This window comes from Vannielia litorea, from assembly GCF_019801175.1.
Classification (GTDB): domain Bacteria; phylum Pseudomonadota; class Alphaproteobacteria; order Rhodobacterales; family Rhodobacteraceae; genus Vannielia; species Vannielia litorea_B.
The window spans coordinates 2,199,237-2,219,769 of record NZ_JAHVJR010000001.1; the positions used below are offsets into that span (position 1 = coordinate 2,199,237).

Below are 20,533 nucleotides of genomic sequence, written 5' to 3' on the forward strand. Positions count from 1 at the left end.
CCGCCCTGCACGAAAAGTTTACGCGCCCGCCTCGGTCCGCCCCCGCCGATCGCGGCGCAAATTGGCGTAAAGCACATGATTTCGCCACCGCCCGTTGATCTGCAGGTAGCTCTGGGCCACGCCCTCGTATTTGAAGCCGCATTTCTCCAGCGCCCCGCGCGAGGCGGCGTTTTCGGGCAGGCAAGCGGCCTCGATGCGGCTCAGGTCCAGCCCGGTGAAGCCATAATGCACAACCGCTTCAATGGCTTCCTTCATGAACCCCTGCCGCTTGAACGGCTCGCCAATCCAGTAGCCAAGGGTGCCCGACTGCGCCGGGCCGCGACGAATGTTGTCGAGCGTGATCGCCCCCAGCAGCCCCTCGGTCTCGCGCTTGAACAGGAAGAGCGGCACCGCAGAGCCGCCGCCAATCGCCCGCTGCGCCCAGTAGACACGATTTGTAAAGCTTTTGCGCGAAAGATGGTCGTTGGCCCAGGTCGGCTCCCAGGGTGTCAGAAATTCGCGGCTGTCCCGGCGCAGGTCGCTCCATGCCCGAAAGTCGCCATGGGCGGGCGGGCGCAGCAGCAGGCGCGGCGTATCGATCCGAACCTTTCGCCGCCCCAGCCGCATCAGGCCGCCAGCCGCTCCTTCAGCCCGCTCAAGCCGGGCGCGCGCTCGGCGGGGCCATAAAGCGCCAGCGCGGCGGGCGCTTCGGAGGCAAGCCGCGAGGCAAAGCCGCGCAGGTCGTCGAGGGTCACCGCGTCGATCTTCTCGACCGTTTCGGCGGTGGCAGGCACGCGATCCCAGATGGTGACCATCCGCGCATTCCGCTCGGCACGGCTGGAGGGGCCTTCCAGCCCCATCAGCAGCCCGGCCTTCAGCTGGTTGCGGGCGCGCTCCAGCTCGGCATGGCTCAGATCATCCCCCGCCCGGCGCAGCTCGTCGATGACGACCTCGGACAGCCCGGCGATATCTTCGCCGCTGGTGCCCGCGTATATCGTCATGAGGCCAGTGTCGCCGTAGGCACCGGCCTGGGCATAGATCGAGTAGCAGAGGCCGCGCTTCTCCCGCAGCTCCTGAAACAGGCGGGACGACATGCCGCCGCCCATCGCGCTGGCGTAGATCTGTGCGGTGTAGATATCGGGGTCGCGATAATTCGGGCTCTCCAGCCCCATCGCGAAATGCACCTGCTCCAGCGGGCGGATCTCGCGCGTCTCACCGCCAACAAACCGCGCAGGCTCCTCGCTGCGCATCGGGCGCGGGGTGAGGTGGCCAAAGGCCTTTTCTGCCAGCTTCACGATCTGGTCGTGGTCCACCGCGCCAGCCGCAGCCAACACCAGATGCTCCGGCCCGTAGTGCTCGGCCACGAAGCCCGCCAGATCGCCCCGGCCAAAGGCCTGAATCCGCTCGGGCGGGCCAAGGATGGTGCGACCCATCGCCTGCCCCGGATAGGCGGCCTCCTGAAGCCAGTCAAAGATGATGTCATCCGGCGTGTCCAGCGCCTGCCCGATCTCTTGCAGGATAACCCCGCGCTCCACCTCGATCTCGCCAAGGTCGAAGGCCGGTTCCAGCACGATATCGGCAATCACATCCAGCGCGAGCGGCACATCGGCGGCCAGAACGCGGGCGTAATAGGCGGTCATCTCACGGCCGGTGTAGGCGTTGATGTAGCCGCCAACGTCCTCGATTTCCTCGGCAATCTGCAGCGCCGAGCGCCGCGCCGTGCCCTTGAAGGCCATGTGCTCGAGGAAGTGGGCAATCCCGTTCTGCTCCACCCGCTCATGGCGCCCGCCTGCGTTGATCCACAGGCCAACGGAGGCACTCGCAAGACCGGGCATCGCCTCGGTCACGATACGCATTCCATTGCCAAGCCTGTCGATTTGCACGCTCACGCAGACCGCCTTTCCCTGATGAGAGCTTCGATGGCGCCAAGGTCGTTCTCGACCCGCGTCACCCGTTCCGACCTGTCATATAGGTCAGCCATGCGGTTGGGAAGGGCAGCATGCACGCCGCAGGCTTCCTCCACCGCCGCGGGGAACTTGGCCGGATGCGCCGTCGCCAAGGTCACCACCGGGGTCGCGCCAAGGTGGTCGCGGGCCACGCGGGTGCCTACGGCGGTATGCGGACAGATCACCTCGCCGGTCTCCTTGAACATGCGTTCAATTTCCGCCTTGGTCTCGTCTTCGCTGACCCGGCCAGAGGTGTAATGCTCCGTCAGCGCGCCCATCGCGTTCTCGCTCACGCGGAACTTGCCGGCTTTCAGCTCGTCCATCAGCGCCGAAACCGCCGCACCGTCCTTGCCATAGGCAAACCACAGCGCGCGTTCAAAATTTGAACTGACCTCGATGTCCATCGACGGGCTGATCGAGGGCTTCACCCCGGCCTTGGCATAGTCGCCCGTGGTCAGGCAGCGGTGCAGAATGTCGTTCTGGTTGGTCGCCACGATCAGCTGCTCGATCGGCAGGCCCATCTGCTTGGCGAGGAAGCCCGCGAAGATGTCGCCAAAGTTGCCCGTGGGCACGGCAAAGCTGACCTTCCGGTGCGGCGCACCCAGCGCCACGGCGGAGGTGAAGTAGTAGACGATCTGCGCCAGCACCCGGGCAAAGTTGATCGAGTTCACGCCCGCCAGACCAACCTCGTCGCGGAAGTCGAAATCCGCGAACATCTCCTTCAGCATCCCTTGGCAATCGTCAAAATCGCCATCGACGGCCAGCGCATGAACATTCGCCGCCTCCGGCGTGGTCATCTGCCGCCGCTGCACCTCCGAAACCCGGCCATGCGGGAAGAGGATGAACACATCCACGTTGGCGAGCCCGGCGAAGGCCTCGATCGCCGCCGAACCTGTATCACCCGAGGTGGCACCGACGATGGTGATCTTGCGGCCGTTGCGCTTCAGCACGGTCTGGAACATCTGGCCGATGAGCTGCATGGCAAAGTCCTTGAACGCCAGCGTAGGCCCGTGGAACAGCTCCAGCAGAAAGTGGTTGTCGGCGAGTTGCTTCAGCGGCGCCCGCGCCGGGTGGCCAAAGCCCGCATAGGCCCGCCCGATCAGCGCCTTCACCTCCTCCGGCGTGCCCAGTGCATCGCCGATGAAGGGCGCGATCACCCGCGCCACCGCCTCTTCGTAGCTCACCCCGGCCAGCGCCGCGATCTCTGCCTCGCTCATCGTGGGCACGGTCTCGGGCAGGTAGAGCCCGCCGTCACGGGCGAGGCCGGTCAGCATGGCCTCTTCAAAGCTCAGAACGGGGGCCTGCCCCCGGGTGGAGATATAGCGCATGGGAAGTCCTTCAGACGGTGCGGCGCTTGATACGCCACATGAGGAAGAGTGTCATCCCCAGCCACACCAGCGCCAGCCCGAACCACGTGAGCGCATATTCAAGGTGGTCATTGGGGATGCCGGCGCTGCTCACCGGCAGCGGGGTGATGCTTGAGCCGGGGGTGACGTCGCGGGTGACGATAAGCACCGGCTCCGCGCCAAGCGCCTCGGCCATCGCGGGCACATCGCGGGCAAACCAAAGGGTGCCATCGGGCGCGGGGGTGTAACTGTCGATCTCTTCGGGCCAGTGCAGGTTGCCGGTGAGCCGCACGGCCCCCTCAGGCACCGAGGCATCCGCCGAGACGATCCTGCGGTAACCGAGATCGACCAGCAGCACCCGGCCCTCCAGCGTGGTCAGCGTGGTGATGAACCGGTGGATCGCGCCCACCTGCTTGATCGACGCCAGCACCATCAGCCCCTCCCCGCCCAGATCGCCCTCTGCCTCGACCAGCAGGTAGCGGTCGGCCTCCGGGTCGGGCGCGGCCGGCACAGCCACCGGGGTGGCGGTGATCCGCGCGTCGATCTCCGCCAGCATCGCCTCTTTCCACGCCAGCCGCCGCAACTGCCACGTGCCGAGGCTCACCAGAATGGCGATGCCGCAGATGCCGAGGATGGCCGGGAAGAGGTAGCGCATGGGGTGTCCTTCAAAGCCGAACGCGGGCCGTCTCCGGCCCGCGTTGGTATCTCGTAGGTCGGGAGCTGTCCCGACTCTGCACCAGCCTCAGCCGCCCCAGATGTAGACCGCGGCGAAGAGGAAGAGCCAGACCACGTCCACGAAGTGCCAGTACCAGGCGGCAGCCTCGAAGCCGATGTGCTTTTCCTGGCTGAAGTGCCCGGCCCGCAGGCGCAGGTAGCAGATGAACAGGAAGATCGTGCCGATGATTACATGCGCGCCGTGGAAGCCGGTCGCCATGAAGAAGTTGGCACCGTAGATGTTGCCCGAGAAGCCGAAGGCCGCGTGGCTATATTCGTAGGCCTGCAGCACGGTGAAGATCAGGCCCAGCACCACGGCAAGGATCAGCCCTTCGGCCATGGCCTTGCGGTTGTTCTCATGCACCAGCGCGTGGTGCGCCCAGGTGGCGGCCATGCCCGAGCAGAGCAGGATCAGGGTGTTGATCAGCGGCAGGTGCCACGGGTCGAAGGTTTCGATCCCGGCGGGCGGCCAGATGCCGTCGACGGCAGGGGCCTGATCCACCTCGGGATTCATCGGATACATGGCGTGCTTGAAGAAGCTCCAGAACCATGCGGCGAAGAACATCACCTCCGACATGATGAAGAGGATGAAGCCGTAGCGCAGGCCGATCCGCACCACGGGGGTGTGATCGCCGACCTGGCTCTCGTCCACCACCTCGGACCACCAGGCGAACATGACGTAGAGCACGCCGATGAAGCCCAGCAGGAAGATCCAGGGCTGGTTGGTCTCAACCTGCGGAGACATCCATTGCACCGCGCCAAACAGCATGACGAAGGCCGCAACGGCACCTGCAAAGGGCCAGATCGAGGGATTGAGAATATGGAAGTCGTGGTTCTTTTCGTGGGCCATGTTTGGGTCCTCGGACGGTCTTTTCAGTGTCTCTCGTTAGTTCTGCGCCACAGCCGCGTCAGCGGAGCCTTGCAGGGCCGCCTGCTCTTCCGGCAGGTCGATTTCGTAGAAGGTATAACTCAGGGTGATCGAGTTTGTGAACTTGGCATCGCGGTCGTTCACGATCTCCGGGTCGACATAAAAGCTCACCGGCATCTGCACCCGCTCGCCGGGTTGCAGCACCTGCTCGGTGAAGCAGAAGCAGTCGATCTTGTCAAAATATCCGCCAGCGACGAAGGGGGCCACATTGTAGCTGGCCTGCCCGGCAATCGGCCGGTCGGTCGGGTTGTAGGCTTCGTAAAAGGCAAGGCCGGTCTCGCCGATCTTCAGCGTCATCTTCTGCTGCACCGGCTTGAACTCCCACGCCATCTTGGCGTCGAGGTTGGCATCGAAGCGCACAGTAATCTCGCGGTCGAGCACCACGTCGCTGCTGCCCTCGGCCACCGAGGTGGTGCCGCCGTAGCCGGTGACCTTGCAGAACCAGTTGTAGAACGGCACCGCCACCCAAGCCATAGCGCCCATGAAGACGACAACGCTCACCGCATAAAGCGCAACACGGGCGTTCTGCTTTTCGGGAGCGGCCATCAGTTGCCCTCCCCTGCAGTGGTCTCGGGCGTGGTCATGCCGGGGCGCACCGCGTGGTCGAAGCCTTCGAGCGCCGCCGCGCCGCCGCCGCGGGTGACCTTCACAAAGGTCAGGCCCAGCACGATGGCGATCAGCGCCACCAGCGACAGGGCAACGCCCACGTTCCGGCCCAGCCGGCGCTGGTGCAGCTCATGTTCCGCCCGGATCATGCCGCGCCCCCGATCAGGCCGAGCGCCCGCAGCGCGGCATCGGCCAGCAGGGCACCAAAGTGCAGCGTCAGGTAGATCAGCGACAGCTTGAAGAAGCTCTTCTCGACCTTGTAGCCATCCGCCTGCGCGGCCTCGGTCGTCCGCCGAAGAATGGCCCATGCGCCCTTGGCGAAAAGCGCGTTCATCACCAAGGCGGTGGCGATGTATGCCGGCCCGGCAATCGAGGTGAAGCCCAGCGCCAGCGCCGAGGCGGCCAGCACGAGGGTGTAGATGAAGATCTGGCGGCGCGCGGCGTCATGGCCGTGGGTCACGGTCAGCATCGGCACCTTGGCGTCGGCATAGTCCGACTTCATGAACAGGCAGAGCGCCCAGAAGTGCGGCGGTGTCCAGAAGAAGATCAGGCCGAACATCAGCACGGCCTCAAGGCTCACCGAGCCAGTGGCCGCCACCCATCCCACCATCGGCGGGAAGGCCCCGGCAGCACCACCGATCACGATGTTCTGCGGCGTCCAGCGCTTGAGGATCATCGTGTAGATGACCGCGTAGAAGAAGATGGTGAAAGCCAGCAGAGCGGCGGCGGCGAGGTTGGCCGCAAGGCCGAGCATCATCACCGAAAGGCCAGAGAGCGCCACGCCGAGGCCCAGCGCCTCGCCCGGCTGCACCTTGCCCGCCGGGATCGGGCGCTTCTGCGTCCGGCTCATCACGGCGTCGATGTCGGCATCCCACCACATGTTCAGCGCACCCGAGGCCCCTGCCCCGATGGCGATGAAGAGGATGGAGGTGAAGGCGATGAACGGATGCACCGGCACCGGCGCAACCAGCAGGCCCACCATCGCGGTGAAAACCACAAGCGACATCACGCGCGGCTTCAACAGGGCAACATAGTCCCCGAAGCCCGGCTCTTCCGTCCGCTCATATGCATTCACGTCGCTCAAATCGTCTGCCTCCCTAGCGGGTCCTGTTCGCATCGCCCGCGCAGTAGCACATGGCCGGGCGGCGCCTCATCGGCCCGCCCGGAAGACTGTTCAGTCGGCCGAAGCCACCTTCACCGAAGGCGCGCGCCCGGCGAATTCCTCAGTGGCCATCTCAAGCCACTGGGCATAGGCCTCCTGGCTCACCACCTTCACGGTGATCGGCATATAGGCGTGGTCCTTGCCGCAGAGCTCGGAACACTGGCCAAAGTACACACCTTCGCGCTCGGCCTTGAACCACAGCTCGGCAGTCCGGCCCGGCACGGCATCCTGCTTCACACCGAAGGCGGGAATGGTCCAGGAGTGGATCACGTCGGCACCGGTCACACGGACGACGACAACGGTATCGACCGGGATCACCACGGCGTTGTCGGTCGCCAGCAGGTACTCGTCGGGGGCGTAGCCGTACTCTTCCAGCTCGTCGCGGGCGAGCATCAGGCTGTCGAAGGCAATGCCCTCTTCAGGGTACTCGTAGCCCCAGTACCACTGGTAGCCGGTGGCCTTGATGGTCAGTTCCGGCTCAGGGATTTCCTGCTGCTTGAACAGCACCGGCAGCGAGAAGGCGCCGATGAACACGAGGATCACGATGGGCCCGAGGGTCCATGCGATTTCAAGCGGGGTGTTGTGGGTGAAGTTGGCAGGCTTCGGGTTCGACTTCTGGTTGAAGCGCAGGATGATGATCGCCAGCAGCGCCACCACGAAGAGCGAGATGGCGATGATGATCACGTTCACCATGCCCTCCAGCCAATGAATGTCGCGCGCCAGCTCGGTGGCGGCGGGCTGCCAGGCAATGCCCTTTTCATGCGGCTTGCCGATGGATTCGAGCCCCTCGATCCCGTCCTGGGCGTGGGCGGCAACACCGTGAAAGGCCATCATGAGGCCGGTCGTCACGGCGGCAAGGAGCTTGGAAATCTTCATCGGCACGTCCCTTCGCTTGTCCTGAAGCGCGTCTGCGGGGTGGCGTTCGCGGTCCACCCGTTGTTCCTTCGCGCGTCTCAAACCATATTACATCCGATCTCTCAAGCGGTTCCAGCGCGGCAATGTGGCGCGCGGGCCGGAAAAATCGACCGAGGAAATGAAATGTCCAGCAGCTTCCGCCCCTTTGAAACAAGCCTCGACGAGGGCGCAGCCCTGCGGGCGCTCCGTGCGGCCACCGATGGCGCCGAAGATGGCGAGCTGTTTCTGGAGCGCCGCGCCTCCGAGAGCCTCGTGTTCGAGGATGGCCGGGTAAAGACCGCCAGCTTCGATACATCCGAGGGATTCGGCCTGCGCGCGGTGAAGGGCGAGACCTCCGGTTACGCCCATTCCACCGAGCTCTCCGAAAAGGCGCTGCTGCGCGCCGCCGAGACCGCGCGGCTTGCCGTGGGCGACGGCGGCGGCGTGCTCGCCCCCGGCCCGCAAGCCACCAACCGGCGGCTCTACGGCGATGCCGATCCGATCGAGGGAGTCGAATTCCCGGTCAAGATCGAGACCCTTGCGGAGATAGATGCCTTCACCCGCGATCTCGACAGCCGGGTGGTTCAGGTCTCCGCCTCACTCTCCGCCGCCCTGCAAGAGGTGGTGATCCTCCGCCCCGATGGCACCACCGTCTCCGACACCCGGCCCATGACCCGCATCTACGTGTCGCTCATCGTCGAGGAGAACGGCCGCCGCGAGAGCGGCAGCCACGGCGGCGGGGGCCGGGTGGAGCTGGGCGGGCTGATTGACCCGGCCATGTGGCAACCCGCCGCCCGCGAGGCGCTGCGAATCGCTCTGGTGAACCTCGGCGCCGAGCCAGCGCCCGCCGGGGTGATGGATGTGGTGCTTGGCCCCGGCTGGCCCGGCATCCTGCTGCATGAGGCAGTGGGCCACGGGCTGGAGGGCGACTTCAACCGCAAGGGCACCTCGGCCTTCGCCGGGCTGATGGGCCAGCAGGTCGCCGCCAAGGGCGTGACCGTGGTGGATGACGGCACCATCCCCGACCGCCGCGGCTCGATCTCGGTGGATGACGAAGGCACGCCCTCGTCCAAGACCTCCCTGATCGAGGATGGCGTGCTCGTCGGCTACATGCAGGATCGTCAGAACGCCCGCCTAATGGGCGTGCCCGCCACCGGCAACGGCCGCCGCCAGAGCCACGCCCACCCGCCGATGCCCCGGATGACCAACACCTACATGCTCGGCGGCACCGAAAGCCCAGACTCGATTCTCGCCGGGCTGGAAGACGGGCTCTACGCCGTCGGCTTCGGCGGCGGGCAGGTCGATATCACCTCCGGCAAGTTCGTCTTCTCCTGCACCGAGGCCTACCGGGTGAAGAACGGCAAGGTCGGCGCGCCGGTGAAAGGCGCCACCCTCATCGGCGACGGCGCGACCTCGCTGAAGAACATCACCGCCATCGGCAATGACATGGCGCTCGATCCCGGCATCGGCACCTGCGGCAAGGCGGGCCAATGGGTTCCGGTCGGCGTGGGCCTGCCCACCCTGCGGATCGGTGGCCTGACCGTTGGCGGTGCGGGCGCCTGACCCTGCGCGGTTAACCATGTTTCGGAAGGCACCGGGGTGCATGCCGCCCCGGTTTTTCGGTGTGGCGGATGACTTCAAACCCGCCACGTCCGCCAAGCGCATGATTTACATTGATAAATCGGCGGAATCCCTACGCCGCGAGAAAAATTTCGCATTTCTGCCCAAAATCTCCCGGCTCGTTAATAGCCGGTTAACCACTCAAGCCTAAAACAGAACCTGCAAGCAGACGGAGCGACGTTGGCGTGGATTTGTTTTCTTCCCCACCCCCCCTCGCACCACCCACCTCGGAAGAAGATAAGCTGGCGTGGCTTCGTCTCTTGCGCTCTCGCCGGGTGGGCCCCACGACATTCTATCGCCTGATGGCCGAGCATGGCAGCGCCGCTGCCGCCCTCGAGGCCCTGCCGCAGGTCGCCGCGGCCGCCGGGGTGAGCCAGTATCATGTCTTCCCCCGCGATCTCGCCGCCAAGGAACTCGCCGCTGGCAAGCGCCACGGCGCCCGGCTCATTGCCGCGGGCGAGCCGCAGTACCCCACCGCCCTGCGTGACCTCCCCGATGCCCCGCCCCTGCTCTGGGCGCAGGGCGACCTCACTCTTATCAACAAGCCCACTCTCGCCGTGATCGGCGCGCGCAACGCCTCCTCCCTCGGTCGCCGCATGGCCGGGCGGCTGGCCGGGGAGCTGGGCCGCGCCGGCCATGTCATCGCCTCCGGCCTCGCCCGCGGGGTCGATGCTGAGGCTCACAAGGCCGCGCTGGACAGTGGCACCATCGCCGTGGTCGCGGGCGGGGTTGATGTGACCTACCCGCAAGAGAACGCCGCGCTGATGGCCCGGATCGCCGAGGGCGGGCTGATCCTCTCCGAGGAGCCGCCGGGCCTGCAGCCACAGGCGCGGCATTTTCCCAAGCGCAACCGCATCATCTCCGGCCTCGCCCGCGCCGTGGTGGTGGTCGAGGCAGGTGCCCGCTCCGGCAGCCTCATCACCGCCCGCATGGCGCTGGATCAGGGCCGCGAGGTGCTTGCCGTGCCCGGCCACCCCTTCGATGCCCGCGCCTCGGGCTGCAACATGCTCATTCGCGATGGCGCGACCCTCGTGCGCGGCGCCGATGACGTGCTGGAGGCGCTCGGCCCCGCCGCCCAGCCAACTCAACCCGAGTCCCCCCAGCCCGCCGACCTGCCCCGCGCGCCCGAGCGCCCCAAGGCCGAGACCGCCAGCCTCCACGCCCGCATCCTAGGCCTCATCGGCCCCTCGCCGATGGCCGAAGACCAGCTCGCACGCGACCTATCGGTGCCGGCCCAGCGCCTCTCCGAGAACCTGCTCTCGCTTGAGCTCGATGGCCGGATCGCCCGCCAGCCCGGCGGCCTCATCGTCAAGACTGCGTGATCCGCCACCCCCGGAGGCTACCCCACGCGCGCCCGCGCGAGGCCCGGCACCGAGGCGTGAATGGCTCCATTGACAAGGCGGCAACAGCCCCCACATGTTGCGCGCCAATTCGAGTCACCCCCCAGCCCTGAAAGGCGCCCCATGCCAGTTGTCGTTGTCGAGTCCCCCGCCAAGGCCAAGACAATCAACAAATATCTGGGCTCCGACTATACCGTTCTGGCCTCCTACGGCCACGTCCGCGACCTGCCGCCAAAGGATGGCTCGGTCGATCCCGAGCATGAGTTCGAGATGAAATGGGAGGTGGCCTCCGACAGCAAAAAGCACGTCGCCGCCATCGCCAACGCCCTGAAGGACGACAACGCCCTCATCCTCGCAACCGACCCCGACCGCGAAGGCGAGGCGATCAGCTGGCACCTCAAGGAGGCGCTGACCAAGCGCAAGTCGATCAAGAAGGATACGCCGGTTTCACGCGTCACCTTCAACGCGATTACCAAGGATGCCGTGACCAAGGCCATGGCCGAGCCGCGCGACATTGATATGGAGCTGGTCGAGGCTTACCTCGCCCGCCGCGCGCTCGATTATCTCGTCGGCTTCAACCTCTCCCCCGTGCTCTGGCGCAAGCTGCCCGGTGCCCGTTCCGCTGGCCGCGTGCAGTCCGTCTGCCTGCGCCTCATCGTCGAGCGCGAAATGGAGATCGAGGCTTTCCGCGCCCGCGAGTACTGGTCGGTCAAGGCCATGCTCACCACCCCGCGTGGCCAGAACTTCGAGGCCCGGCTCACCGTTCTGGGCGGCAAGAAGCTCGACCGCTACGACATCGAGAACGAGACCGCCGCGGAGCTGGCCGTTCAGGCGATCAACAGCCGAGACCTCTCGGTGCAGTCGGTCGAGGCCAAGCCCAACACCCGCAACCCCTCGCCGCCCTTCATGACCTCCACGCTCCAACAGGAGGCCTCCCGCAAGTTCGGCATGGGCGCACGGGCCTGCATGGGCACGGCGCAACGGCTCTACGAGGCCGGGCACATCACCTACATGCGGACGGATGGCATAGACATGGCCCCCGAGGCCGTCGCCGCCGCCCGCGATGCCATCGGCGCGCGTTTCGGCAAAGAGTATGTGCCGGGCGAGCCGCGCATCTACAAGAACAAGGCCAAGAACGCGCAGGAAGCCCACGAATGTATCCGCCCCACGGATATGAGCGCGGACCCTGACAGCCTCAATCTCGAGGCCGACCAGCGCAAGCTCTACGACCTGATATGGAAGCGCACCCTCGCCTCCCAGATGGCCAGCGCGAAGTTCGAGCGCACCACGGTGACGGTCGGCTCCAAGGACGGGCAGGTCGAGCTGCGCGCCACCGGTCAGGTGGTGCTCTTCGACGGGTTCCTGAAGGTCTATGAAGAGGGCCGCGACGACGAGGTGGTCGATGACGACGACCGCCGCCTGCCGCAGGTCGCCGAGGGCGATGCCACCGCCAAGCAGTCGGTCACGCCCGAGCAGCATTTCACCCAGCCCCCGCCCCGCTACACCGAGGCCACGCTGGTCAAGCGGATGGAAGAGCTCGGCATCGGCCGCCCCTCCACCTACGCCTCGATCGTCACCACGATTCAGGACCGGGAGTATGTGACCAAGGACAAGGGCCGCCTCATCCCCGAGGACAAGGGCCGCTTGGTGACGGTGTTCCTCACCAACTATTTCCGCCGCTACGTGGGCTACGAGTTCACCGCCAAGCTTGAGGAAGAGCTCGACGAGATCTCGGCAGGCGATGCTCAGTGGACCTCGGTGCTCGCCAGTTTCTGGCGTGATTTCAAGGCCGCGATCGAAGAGACCTCCGAGCTGCGCATCACCGAGGTGCTCGAAAAGATCAACGAGGTGCTCGAGCCGCACCTCTTCCCGCCCCTGCCCGAGGGCGGCGACCCCCGCCTTTGCCCCAACTGCGGCAAGGGCCGGCTCTCCATGCGCACCGCCCGCTCCGGCGGGGCCTTCATCGGCTGCTCGAACTACCCCGAATGCCGCTACACCCGCCCCTTCGGCCCGCCCGATCCCGAGGCCGAGAAAAGCGCGATCCCGCCCGAGGGCAAGCTGCTGGGCGAGGACGGTGGAGACAAAATCTGGGTCATGAAGGGCCGCTTCGGCCCCTACGTCCAGCGCGGCGAGGTGACGGAAGACAACAAGAAGCCCCCGCGCCAGTCGGTCCCCAAGGAGTGGAAGCCTGAAGAGCTGGAGCTGGCCACCGCCGTCAAGCTGCTCTCCCTGCCCCGCCTGATCGGCACGCACCCCGAAGATGGCGTGAACGTCTGGGCCAACATCGGGCGCTATGGGCCATATCTGAAGCACGCCGAAAGCACCTCCGACCGGGGCGGCACCAACGCCAACCTCGAGGGCCTCGATGAGGTCTGGGAAGTAGGGATGAACCGCGCCGTCCAGCTCTTGGCCGAAAAGGTCGCCTCGCGCGGCGGTCGCGGCGCTGCCAAGACCCTGCGCGAGCTGGGCGAGCACCCCGAAGCGGGCGGCCCGGTGGCGATCATGGAGGGCAAGTACGGCCCCTACGTGAAGTGGGACAAGATCAACGCCACCCTCCCCAAGGGCTCCGAACCGGAGCAATTTACCATGGAAGCCGCCGTTGAGCTGATCGCCGAGAAGGCCGCCTCCAAGGGCAAGAAGCGCCCCGCCAAAAAGGCGGCGGCCAAGAAAACAACGGCCAAGAAGCCCGCCGCCAAGAAAGCCCCGGCGAAGAAGAAAGCCGCCAAAAAGTAACCCCTGCCACGGGATTACCGCAATCTCGCGCCTCTCCTGCCTGAAACGCTGATTAACCACGTTTTGCACAGCAGAAGAGGCGCCGGATGTTCCGCAAGATCTACGATTGCATCAACCCCATGGTGGTCATGCCAATCTGCGGGGTGGCCTACGGGCTGGTCCGTGCGGCCGGCGCCTATGTGGACAGCGTGCAGGCGGGCGCCGAGATGAGCGGCCCCCAGATCGCGGGCTATACGCTGGGCGCCGTCTTTGTCTGGGGCCTTGCCGGGTTGACCCTCGCCTGGGTCTTCGAGTGGTTCGACCGGCGCGAGGCCCGCAAGCAGGGCGAGGCCTCCGAGGCCGAGCAGCAAGGCTGATCCCAGCGCAGCAGGCGCGCCGCCCCCGCCGCACCGCAGCATTTCATTGACTCCTCCCCCGCGCCGCGTGACAACGGGGCCAGCGCAAAGAGGAGTTCCCATGCAAAAAGTCTACGGCTCCGCGGCGGAGGCGCTCGACGGCCTCCTGTTCGACGGCATGTTCATCGCGGCGGGCGGTTTCGGCCTCTGCGGCATCCCCGAGCTTCTGATCGACGCCATCGTGGAGAGCGGCACCAAGGATCTGACGATCGCCTCCAACAACTGTGGCGTCGACGGTTTTGGTCTCGGCAAGCTGCTCGATACCAAGCAGATCAAGAAGATGCTCAGCTCCTACGTGGGCGAGAACGCCGAGTTCATGCGGCAGTATCTCTCCGGCGAGCTGGAGCTTGAGTTCAACCCGCAGGGCACCCTTGCCGAGCGCATGCGCGCCGGCGGCTGCGGCATCCCCGGCTTCTACACCGCCACCGGCGTCGGCACGGTGATCGCCGAGGGCAAGGAAGTGAAGAGCTTCGGCGGCAAGGATTACATCCTTGAAGAGGGCATCTTCGCCGATGTCGCAATCGTCAAGGCCTGGAAGGCCGACGAGACCGGCAACTGCGTCTTCCGCAAGACCGCCCGCAACTTCAACCCGCCGGCGGCCATGTGCGGCAAGGTCTGCGTGATGGAGGTCGAAGAGATCGTGCCCACCGGCAGCCTCGACCCCGACCACATCCACCTGCCCGGCATCTACGTGCATCGCATCATTCAGGGCGAGCACGAAAAGCGGATCGAGCAGCGCACTACGCGCAAGAAGGAGGACGCATAATGCCTTGGGATCGCAATCAAATGGCCGCCCGCGCGGCGGATGAGCTCGAAGACGGCTGGTATGTGAACCTCGGCATCGGCATCCCGACGCTCGTGGCAAACTACGTCGGCGACAAGGACATCACCCTGCAATCGGAAAACGGCATGCTCGGCATGGGCCCCTTCCCCTTCGAGGGTGAGGAAGACCCCGACCTGATCAACGCCGGCAAGCAGACCATCACCGAGCTGCGCCGCACCAGCTATTTCGACAGCGCCACCAGCTTCGGCATGATCCGCGGCGGCAAGATTGCCGCGGCGATCCTTGGCGCGATGGAAGTGGCCGAGAACGGCGATCTCGCCAACTGGATGATCCCCGGCAAGCTGGTGAAGGGCATGGGCGGCGCGATGGATCTCGTCGCCGGCGTCGGCCGCGTGATCGTGGTGATGGACCACACCAACAAGCACGGCGACAGCAAGGTGCTGAAGGAATGCACCCTGCCGCTCACCGGCACCGGCGTGGTCGACCGGATCATCACCAACCTCGGCGTGCTCGATGTGGTCGAGGGCGGTCTCAAGATCGTCGAACTCGCCGATGGCGTGACCGAAGAAGAGCTGCGCGCCGCCACTCAGGCCACCATCGTCTAACCGCATAGACTGCGCGCCCATCGCGCAGCTTTAGCACCGCAGATCGGGCCGCCCCACACCGGGCGGCCCGTTTCCGTTTAACCGTTGAGAAAACGGAAACAACTTCACATTATTGCCCTAATCTGTTGCTACCCGAGCGAGCAATGACAATGGCGACGAGCAGCTCATCTCCCGGCACCAAACGGCGCCCCGGCCTGCCCCGCGTGGGGCGGGAGCTTTACTTTGTGCTCGTGCTTCTCGGTCTCTTCGCCCTCGGCTTCCTTGGCCTCGCCCTCGCGGGCGGCTGGGAGGAGAGCTGGGAGCAGGTCATGCAGCTCTCGGTGCTGCAACTCGCCGCCCTGCTGGCCCTCAGCCTCGTCAACTACCTCTTCCGTGGCCTGCGCTGGCACCTCTTCGCCTGCCGCCTCGGCATCCCGCTCGGCCTACGCGCCAACATCCGCCACTTCCTCGGCGGCTTCGCGATGACGGCCACGCCGGGCCGGGTTGGCGAACTGGTGCGGATGCGCTGGATCAGCCGTGAGGCGGGTTGGCCCTTCACCCGCTCCGCACCCCTCGTGCTGGTCGACCGTGCTTCCGACCTCGCCGCAATGGGCCTTATCCTCGCGGGCGCGCTTTCGCTCTCCACGATGGGCATCAAGGGCGCGCTCACCGTCGCCGTACTGGCACTGGTCGCCGCCGTCGTCGCCACCCGCCCGGCCCTGCTGACCGCGCTGGTCACGTTGGCCTACCGCACCACCGGCTGGCTGCCCCGGCTCTTTGCCCGCATCCGCTCCGCCGCCCGCTCGCTCAAGGAGTTCTCCACCGCGCCGGTGATCGCAGGCTCGCTCACGCTGGGCCTCGCAGGCTGGGTGGCCGAGGGCTATGCCTTCCACCTGCTGCTGGGCTGGATGGGCGCCGATATCGGCTTCTTCAACGCCGTGGCGATCTTCGTGTTTTCCACCCTCGCGGGCGGCCTCACCGGTGCGCCCGGTGGCGTTGGCGGGGCGGAGGCGGCGATGATCGCGCTGCTCAAGCTGCACGGAATCCCGCTGGAGGTCTCGGTGCCCGCCACCGCGGTCATCCGCGTCACAACTCTCTGGTTCGCCATCGGCCTCGGGCTTCTGGTCTTTCCCTTCGCCGAGCGGGCCTCTCTCAAGGCAAAATCCAAGGCAGTCGCATGAGCTGGAAAAAACATAGCTGGGCAGGCTGGGGCCGGGTCCAATCGGCCACCGGCGAGCTGGCCCGCCCCGAGCGCAGTGCCGCCCTCGCGCCGCTGGCCACCGAGGCCCCCGCCATCGGCAATTGCCGGTCTTACGGCGATGCCGCGCTGGTCAGCGAAGGCCGCGCCATCACCATGACCCGGCTCGACAAGATCCTGTTGTTCGATGAGGCCGACGGGGTGATCCATGTCGAGGCCGGGGCCACCATCGCCGACCTCGCCCGCATTCTCGCGCCCAAGGGCTTTCTGCCCGCCGTCATGCCCGGCACCGGCTTCGCCACCATCGGCGGCTGCATCGCGATGGACGTACACGGCAAAAACCACCACGGCGCAGGCAGCTTTGGCCAGCACGTCACCGAGATCACGCTGGCGAGCGGCAAGGTGCTCACCCCCGACGATCCGCTCTTCAAGGCCACCGTGGGTGGTCTCGGCCAGACCGGCCCGATTGCCTCCGCCAAGCTCAAGCTGCTGCGCGCCAAGGTCGATGTGATGATGGTCACCGAGCGCCGGGCCGAGACCCTTGAGAGCTTCCTCGACCGGCTCGACGAAAGCGAAGCCACCTACACCGTCGGCTGGATCGACGCCACCGCCACCGGCGAGGCCCTCGGGCGCGGTATCCTCGAAGAGGGTGAAACCGGCGCTGGCCTCGTGCCCCCTGCCAAGCGTGGCCGCAAGGTGCCATTCAACGCCCCCGGCTGGGCGCTCGCCGCCCCCGTGGTGCGGCTCTTCAACAAGCTCTACTATGGCCGCGTCCCCGCCGCCGGGCGCACGCTGGTCAAACCGATCGACGATTTCTTCTTCCCGCTCGACCGCATCCACGACTGGAACAAGCTCTACGGCAAGAAGGGCTTCCACCAGTTCCAATGCGTTGTGCCCGTCACCGCGCGCGGCACCTTGCGCTCCATGCTCGAGGCCATCGCCACCTCCGGCCTCGCCTCCCCGCTGGCGGTGCTCAAGCGCATGGGTCCGGGCCGCGCCGGGCACCTCAGCTTCCCGATGGAGGGCTACACGCTGGCCGTCGATTTCCGCAACCGCACCGGCACCCGCGGGCTGATCTCCGAACTGATCGCTGAGGCCAAGGCCGCAGGCGGGCGCATCTACTTCGCCAAGGACTCCGTGGCACGGGCCGAGGACATCCCCGGCATGTATCCCGAGCTTGCCGAATGGGCCGAGGCCGTCAATGCCGGCGACCCCGAGCACCATTACGAGACCGACCTGACCAAACGCCTGAGCCTCAGGAGCGCCAAATGACCGAAACATGGATCCTCCTCGGTGCCGCCTCCTCCATGGCCCGCGCCATGGCCCGCCAACTGGCCGGTGAGGGCGCCAACCTCGTGCTTGCAGGCCGCGACATGGCCGATCTGGAGGCACAGGCCACCGACCTCGCCCTGCGCGGCGCCGCCAGCGCAAAGGCCGCCCGGTTCGATGCCCGCGATGCCGCAACCTTCGCCTCGATCATCGAAGCCGCCGAAACCCTTGCCGGAGAAGGCCCGATAAATTGCGCCGTCTTCGTCGGCTCCATGCCCCCGCAAGAGGCTATCGACGCCGACCCATCCCTGATCGACGGCACGGTGACCGACAGTTTCACCGGCCCCGCCCGCTTCCTCCAGATGCTGGCGCCCAAGCTCGAAGCCAAGGGCAAGGGCCTCGTCATCGGCGTCGGCTCTGTGGCAGGCGACCGGGGCCGCATCGGCAACTACGTCTACGGCGCCGCCAAATCGGGCATCGCCACCTACCTCTCCGGCCTGCGCAACCGCCTTGGCCGCTCGGGCGTGCACGTGATGACCGTGAAGCCAGGGTTCGTGGATACGGCGATGACATGGGATGTCGAAGGCATGTTCCTCGTGGCCTCCCCCGCCCAAGTCGCCGCCCACATGCTCAAGAAAGGCCGCAAGGGTCGCAACGTGCTCTACACGCCCTTCTTCTGGCGCTACATCATGGCCATCATCCGCAGCGTCCCTGAGCCGATCTTCAAGAAACTCTCGGTCTGAGCCCACCGCCCAAAGGCCGCCCAACGCGCGGCATGGACCTCACGCGCATAATACCTGATGCTGCCCGCACAGGTTGCGCGGCCATCGCCCCGCAGCCGCTATCGGGGAATGGTCGGCAAATATGCCCAAACGGCGCAGCGCAGGCGGGATGCTTCTGGCGGGGGTGCTGGCCGTGCTGGCCACCATCGTCACCTTCGCCATCTCGCTCACCAGCCTGCAGGCCCGCATCGCCTCCATTCAGCAGGTCGAACTGCGCTTCGAGACCACTGCACAAGAGCTTCTGGCCACCGTCGGCTTTGCCGGGCTGATCCACGACTTCAAGAACTGCGTGATACGCGGCGGGGCCGAGCCCGCCTATTGCGACGCCACCGAGGCTCGCGCCGCCGAGGCTCTGGTGTTGCTGGCCGAGCTGGAGGCCTCCGCCACGGCGGGCGGCGTTGCGCTCGAAGCCGCCCCGATCCTCGAGATGGTCGAGGCCTACCGCTCCCGCGTGCCACAGGTGCGCGCGGGCCATGTCGCCGGACGGCCCGCCGAACAAATCGACGCCGCCGTGCGCTGGGATGATGAGCCGAGCGCCCGCGCCTTCTCCGCCATCATCGAAACCACGAGCCGCCAGATCAACGCCCGCGTCGAGGGGCTCTACCGCGACACCTTCATCCAATACACCCTCGCCATCCTCGTGCTGCTCTGCATCGGCGGCTGGCTGCTCTTCGCCATCCGCACCGAGAGCCGCGCCGCCCGCGAACGCGAGAGCCAGCTCACCGCGGTCTTCTCCGCCGTGGCGGGCGGTTTGGTGGCCTTCGACGCCGAGGGCCGCATCGCGCTGGCCAACCCCGCCGCGGCAGACATGCTGGACCTCCCCGATCAGCCCACGCCCTTCGACTGGCCCGCGCATGTCGAGATCACATGGGCCGAGGCCTCCGCCGCAGGCCGCACCGAGCCGCCGCTCTCCACCGCGCACACGGGCGGGCGGTTGCACGAGGACCTCTGCCACCTGCGCCTCTCCGCCCCCTCCAGCCGGCCTGACCGGCTGCTGCGCGTCAGCGCCGCCCGCCTCGATCTGCCGGGCCTCGGGCTGCGCAACGTGCTGACGATGGAAGACGTGAGCGAGCAGGAGCAACAGCGCAAAAGGATCGAGCGCGTGGCCCGGCTCGATGCCCTCGGCCAACTCACCGGCGGCATCGCGCATGACTTCAACAACCACCTCGCCACCATCCTCTACGCCGTCGACCTTGCCGCGCGCGAGGTCGAAAGCGAGCGCGGGCAGGTCCTGCTGCAAAGCGCCCTGCGCACCGTGGAGCGCGGCCGCGAACTGACCGATCGCCTGCTCTCCTTCGCCAGCCGCCACCCCGGTACCCCCCGCGCTGAGCGGGTCGAGGCCGTGTTCACCGGCCTGCGCCCCCTGGCCGAGGCCGCCCTGCCCGCCATGATCACCATCGAGTTTTCGCAGGCGGAGCCCGATCTGAAGCTGCTCTGCGATCTCGGCCAGCTCGAAAACGCTGTGTTGAACATCATCCTCAACGCCCGCGATGCCATCCTCTCCTCCGGCATGGGCAGCCACCTGCGCGTACATGCCCGCTCGATCACCCTGCCCGCAGGCCGCATCGGCGACAGGCAGGCGGGCGCCACCCCCGGCACGGGCGAGTCGCACCGCTACGTCGAGCTTTCGGTCACCGATGACGGGCCAGGGATGACGGCAGAGGTCCGCACCCGCGCCACCGAGCCCTTCTTCACAACCAAGCCGCTGGGCGAGGGCACCGGCCTCGGCCTCGCCATGGCCTACGGCTTCGCCCGCCAGTCCCGCGGCGACCTGACGATCTACTCCGAAGAGGGTCACGGCACCGCCGTCCGCCTGATCCTGCCCCGCGCCGATGCAACCGAGGATCGCCGCGAAGAGCCGGTGCCCCCGCCCAATATCCTGCCAGCACGGGGCGAGAGCATCCTGCTGGCAGAGGATGACGAAGAGCTGCGCACCACGATGGTCATCATGCTCGAAGACATGGGTTACCGGGTCGAAGCTGCGGCCAACGCCGCCGCAGCCCTTGAGATCGTCGAGCGCGGCACCCCGATCGACCTCGCGCTTTGTGATGTGATCATGCCAGGCGAGATGAACGGGATAGATCTCGCCAAGCGCCTGCTCGCGCGCGACCCCGAGCGCCCCGTGCTCCTGATGTCAGGCTATGCCGGGCTCATCTCGGGCGAGGACGCCGAGAGCGATCTGCCGATCCTGCGCAAACCCTGCATGCCCGCCGAGCTCTCCCGCGCCCTGCGGGCCGCCCTCGGGGAGTGAGG

The 20,533-nt window shown here is 66.6% G+C and carries 19 protein-coding genes; 10 read left to right on the top strand and 9 right to left on the bottom strand.

Annotated elements, in window-relative coordinates; all coding sequences use genetic code 11:
• Positions 1–18: 18 nt before the first annotated feature.
• From KUV38_RS10790 to coxB, 9 genes are all read right to left on the bottom strand, one after another.
• Positions 19–606, bottom strand: a complete 588-nt coding sequence (locus tag KUV38_RS10790) for a GNAT family N-acetyltransferase (protein WP_222470048.1) — start codon at positions 604–606, stop codon at positions 19–21.
• A complete protein-coding gene (locus KUV38_RS10795; RefSeq protein ID WP_261385349.1) occupies positions 606–1,835 on the bottom strand; it encodes a M16 family metallopeptidase in 1,230 nt (409 codons plus the stop codon). Before KUV38_RS10795 ends, KUV38_RS10790 begins: the two co-directional genes overlap by 1 nt.
• A 29-nt stretch (positions 1,836–1,864) precedes the next feature.
• A complete protein-coding gene (gene thrC, locus KUV38_RS10800; RefSeq protein ID WP_222470050.1) occupies positions 1,865–3,253 on the bottom strand; it encodes a threonine synthase in 1,389 nt (462 codons plus the stop codon).
• 10 nt (positions 3,254–3,263) lie between these two features.
• Positions 3,264–3,926 (bottom strand): SURF1 family protein, encoded by a 663-nt coding sequence (locus KUV38_RS10805; RefSeq protein ID WP_222470051.1) that lies wholly within the window; start codon positions 3,924–3,926, stop codon positions 3,264–3,266.
• A gap of 87 nt (positions 3,927–4,013) precedes the next feature.
• The gene (locus KUV38_RS10810; protein WP_222470052.1) at positions 4,014–4,835 is read right to left on the bottom strand and encodes a cytochrome c oxidase subunit 3; all 822 of its coding nucleotides are present in this window, start codon (positions 4,833–4,835) and stop codon (positions 4,014–4,016) included.
• Between the two features lie 36 nt (positions 4,836–4,871).
• The gene (locus KUV38_RS10815) at positions 4,872–5,459 is read right to left on the bottom strand and encodes a cytochrome c oxidase assembly protein (RefSeq protein ID WP_222470053.1); all 588 of its coding nucleotides are present in this window, start codon (positions 5,457–5,459) and stop codon (positions 4,872–4,874) included.
• A complete protein-coding gene (locus tag KUV38_RS10820; protein ID WP_222470054.1) occupies positions 5,459–5,668 on the bottom strand; it encodes a hypothetical protein in 210 nt (69 codons plus the stop codon). Before KUV38_RS10820 ends, KUV38_RS10815 begins: the two co-directional genes overlap by 1 nt.
• Positions 5,665–6,603 (bottom strand): heme o synthase, encoded by a 939-nt coding sequence (cyoE, locus tag KUV38_RS10825; RefSeq protein ID WP_261385202.1) that lies wholly within the window; start codon positions 6,601–6,603, stop codon positions 5,665–5,667. Before cyoE ends, KUV38_RS10820 begins: the two co-directional genes overlap by 4 nt.
• 90 nt (positions 6,604–6,693) lie before the next feature.
• Positions 6,694–7,557, bottom strand: a complete 864-nt coding sequence (coxB, locus tag KUV38_RS10830) for a cytochrome c oxidase subunit II (RefSeq protein ID WP_222471044.1) — start codon at positions 7,555–7,557, stop codon at positions 6,694–6,696.
• A gap of 162 nt (positions 7,558–7,719) precedes the next feature.
• Between coxB and tldD the strand changes: the two genes are divergently transcribed.
• From tldD to KUV38_RS10880, 10 genes are all read left to right on the top strand, one after another.
• Positions 7,720–9,138 (top strand): metalloprotease TldD, encoded by a 1,419-nt coding sequence (gene tldD / locus KUV38_RS10835; RefSeq protein WP_222470056.1) that lies wholly within the window; start codon positions 7,720–7,722, stop codon positions 9,136–9,138.
• A gap of 299 nt (positions 9,139–9,437) precedes the next feature.
• The gene (gene dprA, locus KUV38_RS10840; protein WP_410001038.1) at positions 9,438–10,517 is read left to right on the top strand and encodes a DNA-processing protein DprA; all 1,080 of its coding nucleotides are present in this window, start codon (positions 9,438–9,440) and stop codon (positions 10,515–10,517) included.
• Positions 10,518–10,658: 141 nt separating this feature from the next.
• On the top strand, positions 10,659–13,268 hold the full coding sequence (gene topA / locus KUV38_RS10845; protein ID WP_222470058.1) for a type I DNA topoisomerase: 2,610 nt from the start codon (positions 10,659–10,661) through the stop codon (positions 13,266–13,268).
• An 86-nt stretch (positions 13,269–13,354) separates the two neighbouring features.
• Positions 13,355–13,624, top strand: a complete 270-nt coding sequence (locus KUV38_RS10850) for a hypothetical protein (protein ID WP_222470059.1) — start codon at positions 13,355–13,357, stop codon at positions 13,622–13,624.
• Between the two features lie 100 nt (positions 13,625–13,724).
• Positions 13,725–14,429, top strand: coding sequence for a CoA transferase subunit A (locus tag KUV38_RS10855; RefSeq protein WP_222470060.1), 705 nt, complete (start codon positions 13,725–13,727; stop codon positions 14,427–14,429).
• Positions 14,429–15,052 (top strand): 3-oxoacid CoA-transferase subunit B, encoded by a 624-nt coding sequence (locus KUV38_RS10860; protein ID WP_222470061.1) that lies wholly within the window; start codon positions 14,429–14,431, stop codon positions 15,050–15,052. The genes KUV38_RS10855 and KUV38_RS10860 overlap by 1 nt, the downstream gene beginning before the upstream one ends.
• A gap of 149 nt (positions 15,053–15,201) precedes the next feature.
• Complete coding sequence (locus tag KUV38_RS10865; RefSeq protein WP_261385203.1) at positions 15,202–16,212, top strand: YbhN family protein; 1,011 nt, start codon at positions 15,202–15,204, stop codon at positions 16,210–16,212.
• A complete protein-coding gene (locus tag KUV38_RS10870) occupies positions 16,209–17,501 on the top strand; it encodes an FAD-binding oxidoreductase (RefSeq protein ID WP_222470063.1) in 1,293 nt (430 codons plus the stop codon). The genes KUV38_RS10865 and KUV38_RS10870 overlap by 4 nt, the downstream gene beginning before the upstream one ends.
• Positions 17,498–18,241 (top strand): SDR family NAD(P)-dependent oxidoreductase, encoded by a 744-nt coding sequence (locus tag KUV38_RS10875; protein WP_222470064.1) that lies wholly within the window; start codon positions 17,498–17,500, stop codon positions 18,239–18,241. Before KUV38_RS10870 ends, KUV38_RS10875 begins: the two co-directional genes overlap by 4 nt.
• A gap of 121 nt (positions 18,242–18,362) precedes the next feature.
• Positions 18,363–20,531 carry a PAS domain-containing sensor histidine kinase gene (locus tag KUV38_RS10880; protein WP_222470065.1) on the top strand — a complete coding sequence of 723 codons (2,169 nt, stop codon included), beginning with the start codon at positions 18,363–18,365 and terminating at the stop codon, positions 20,529–20,531.
• Positions 20,532–20,533: the final 2 nt, after the last annotated feature.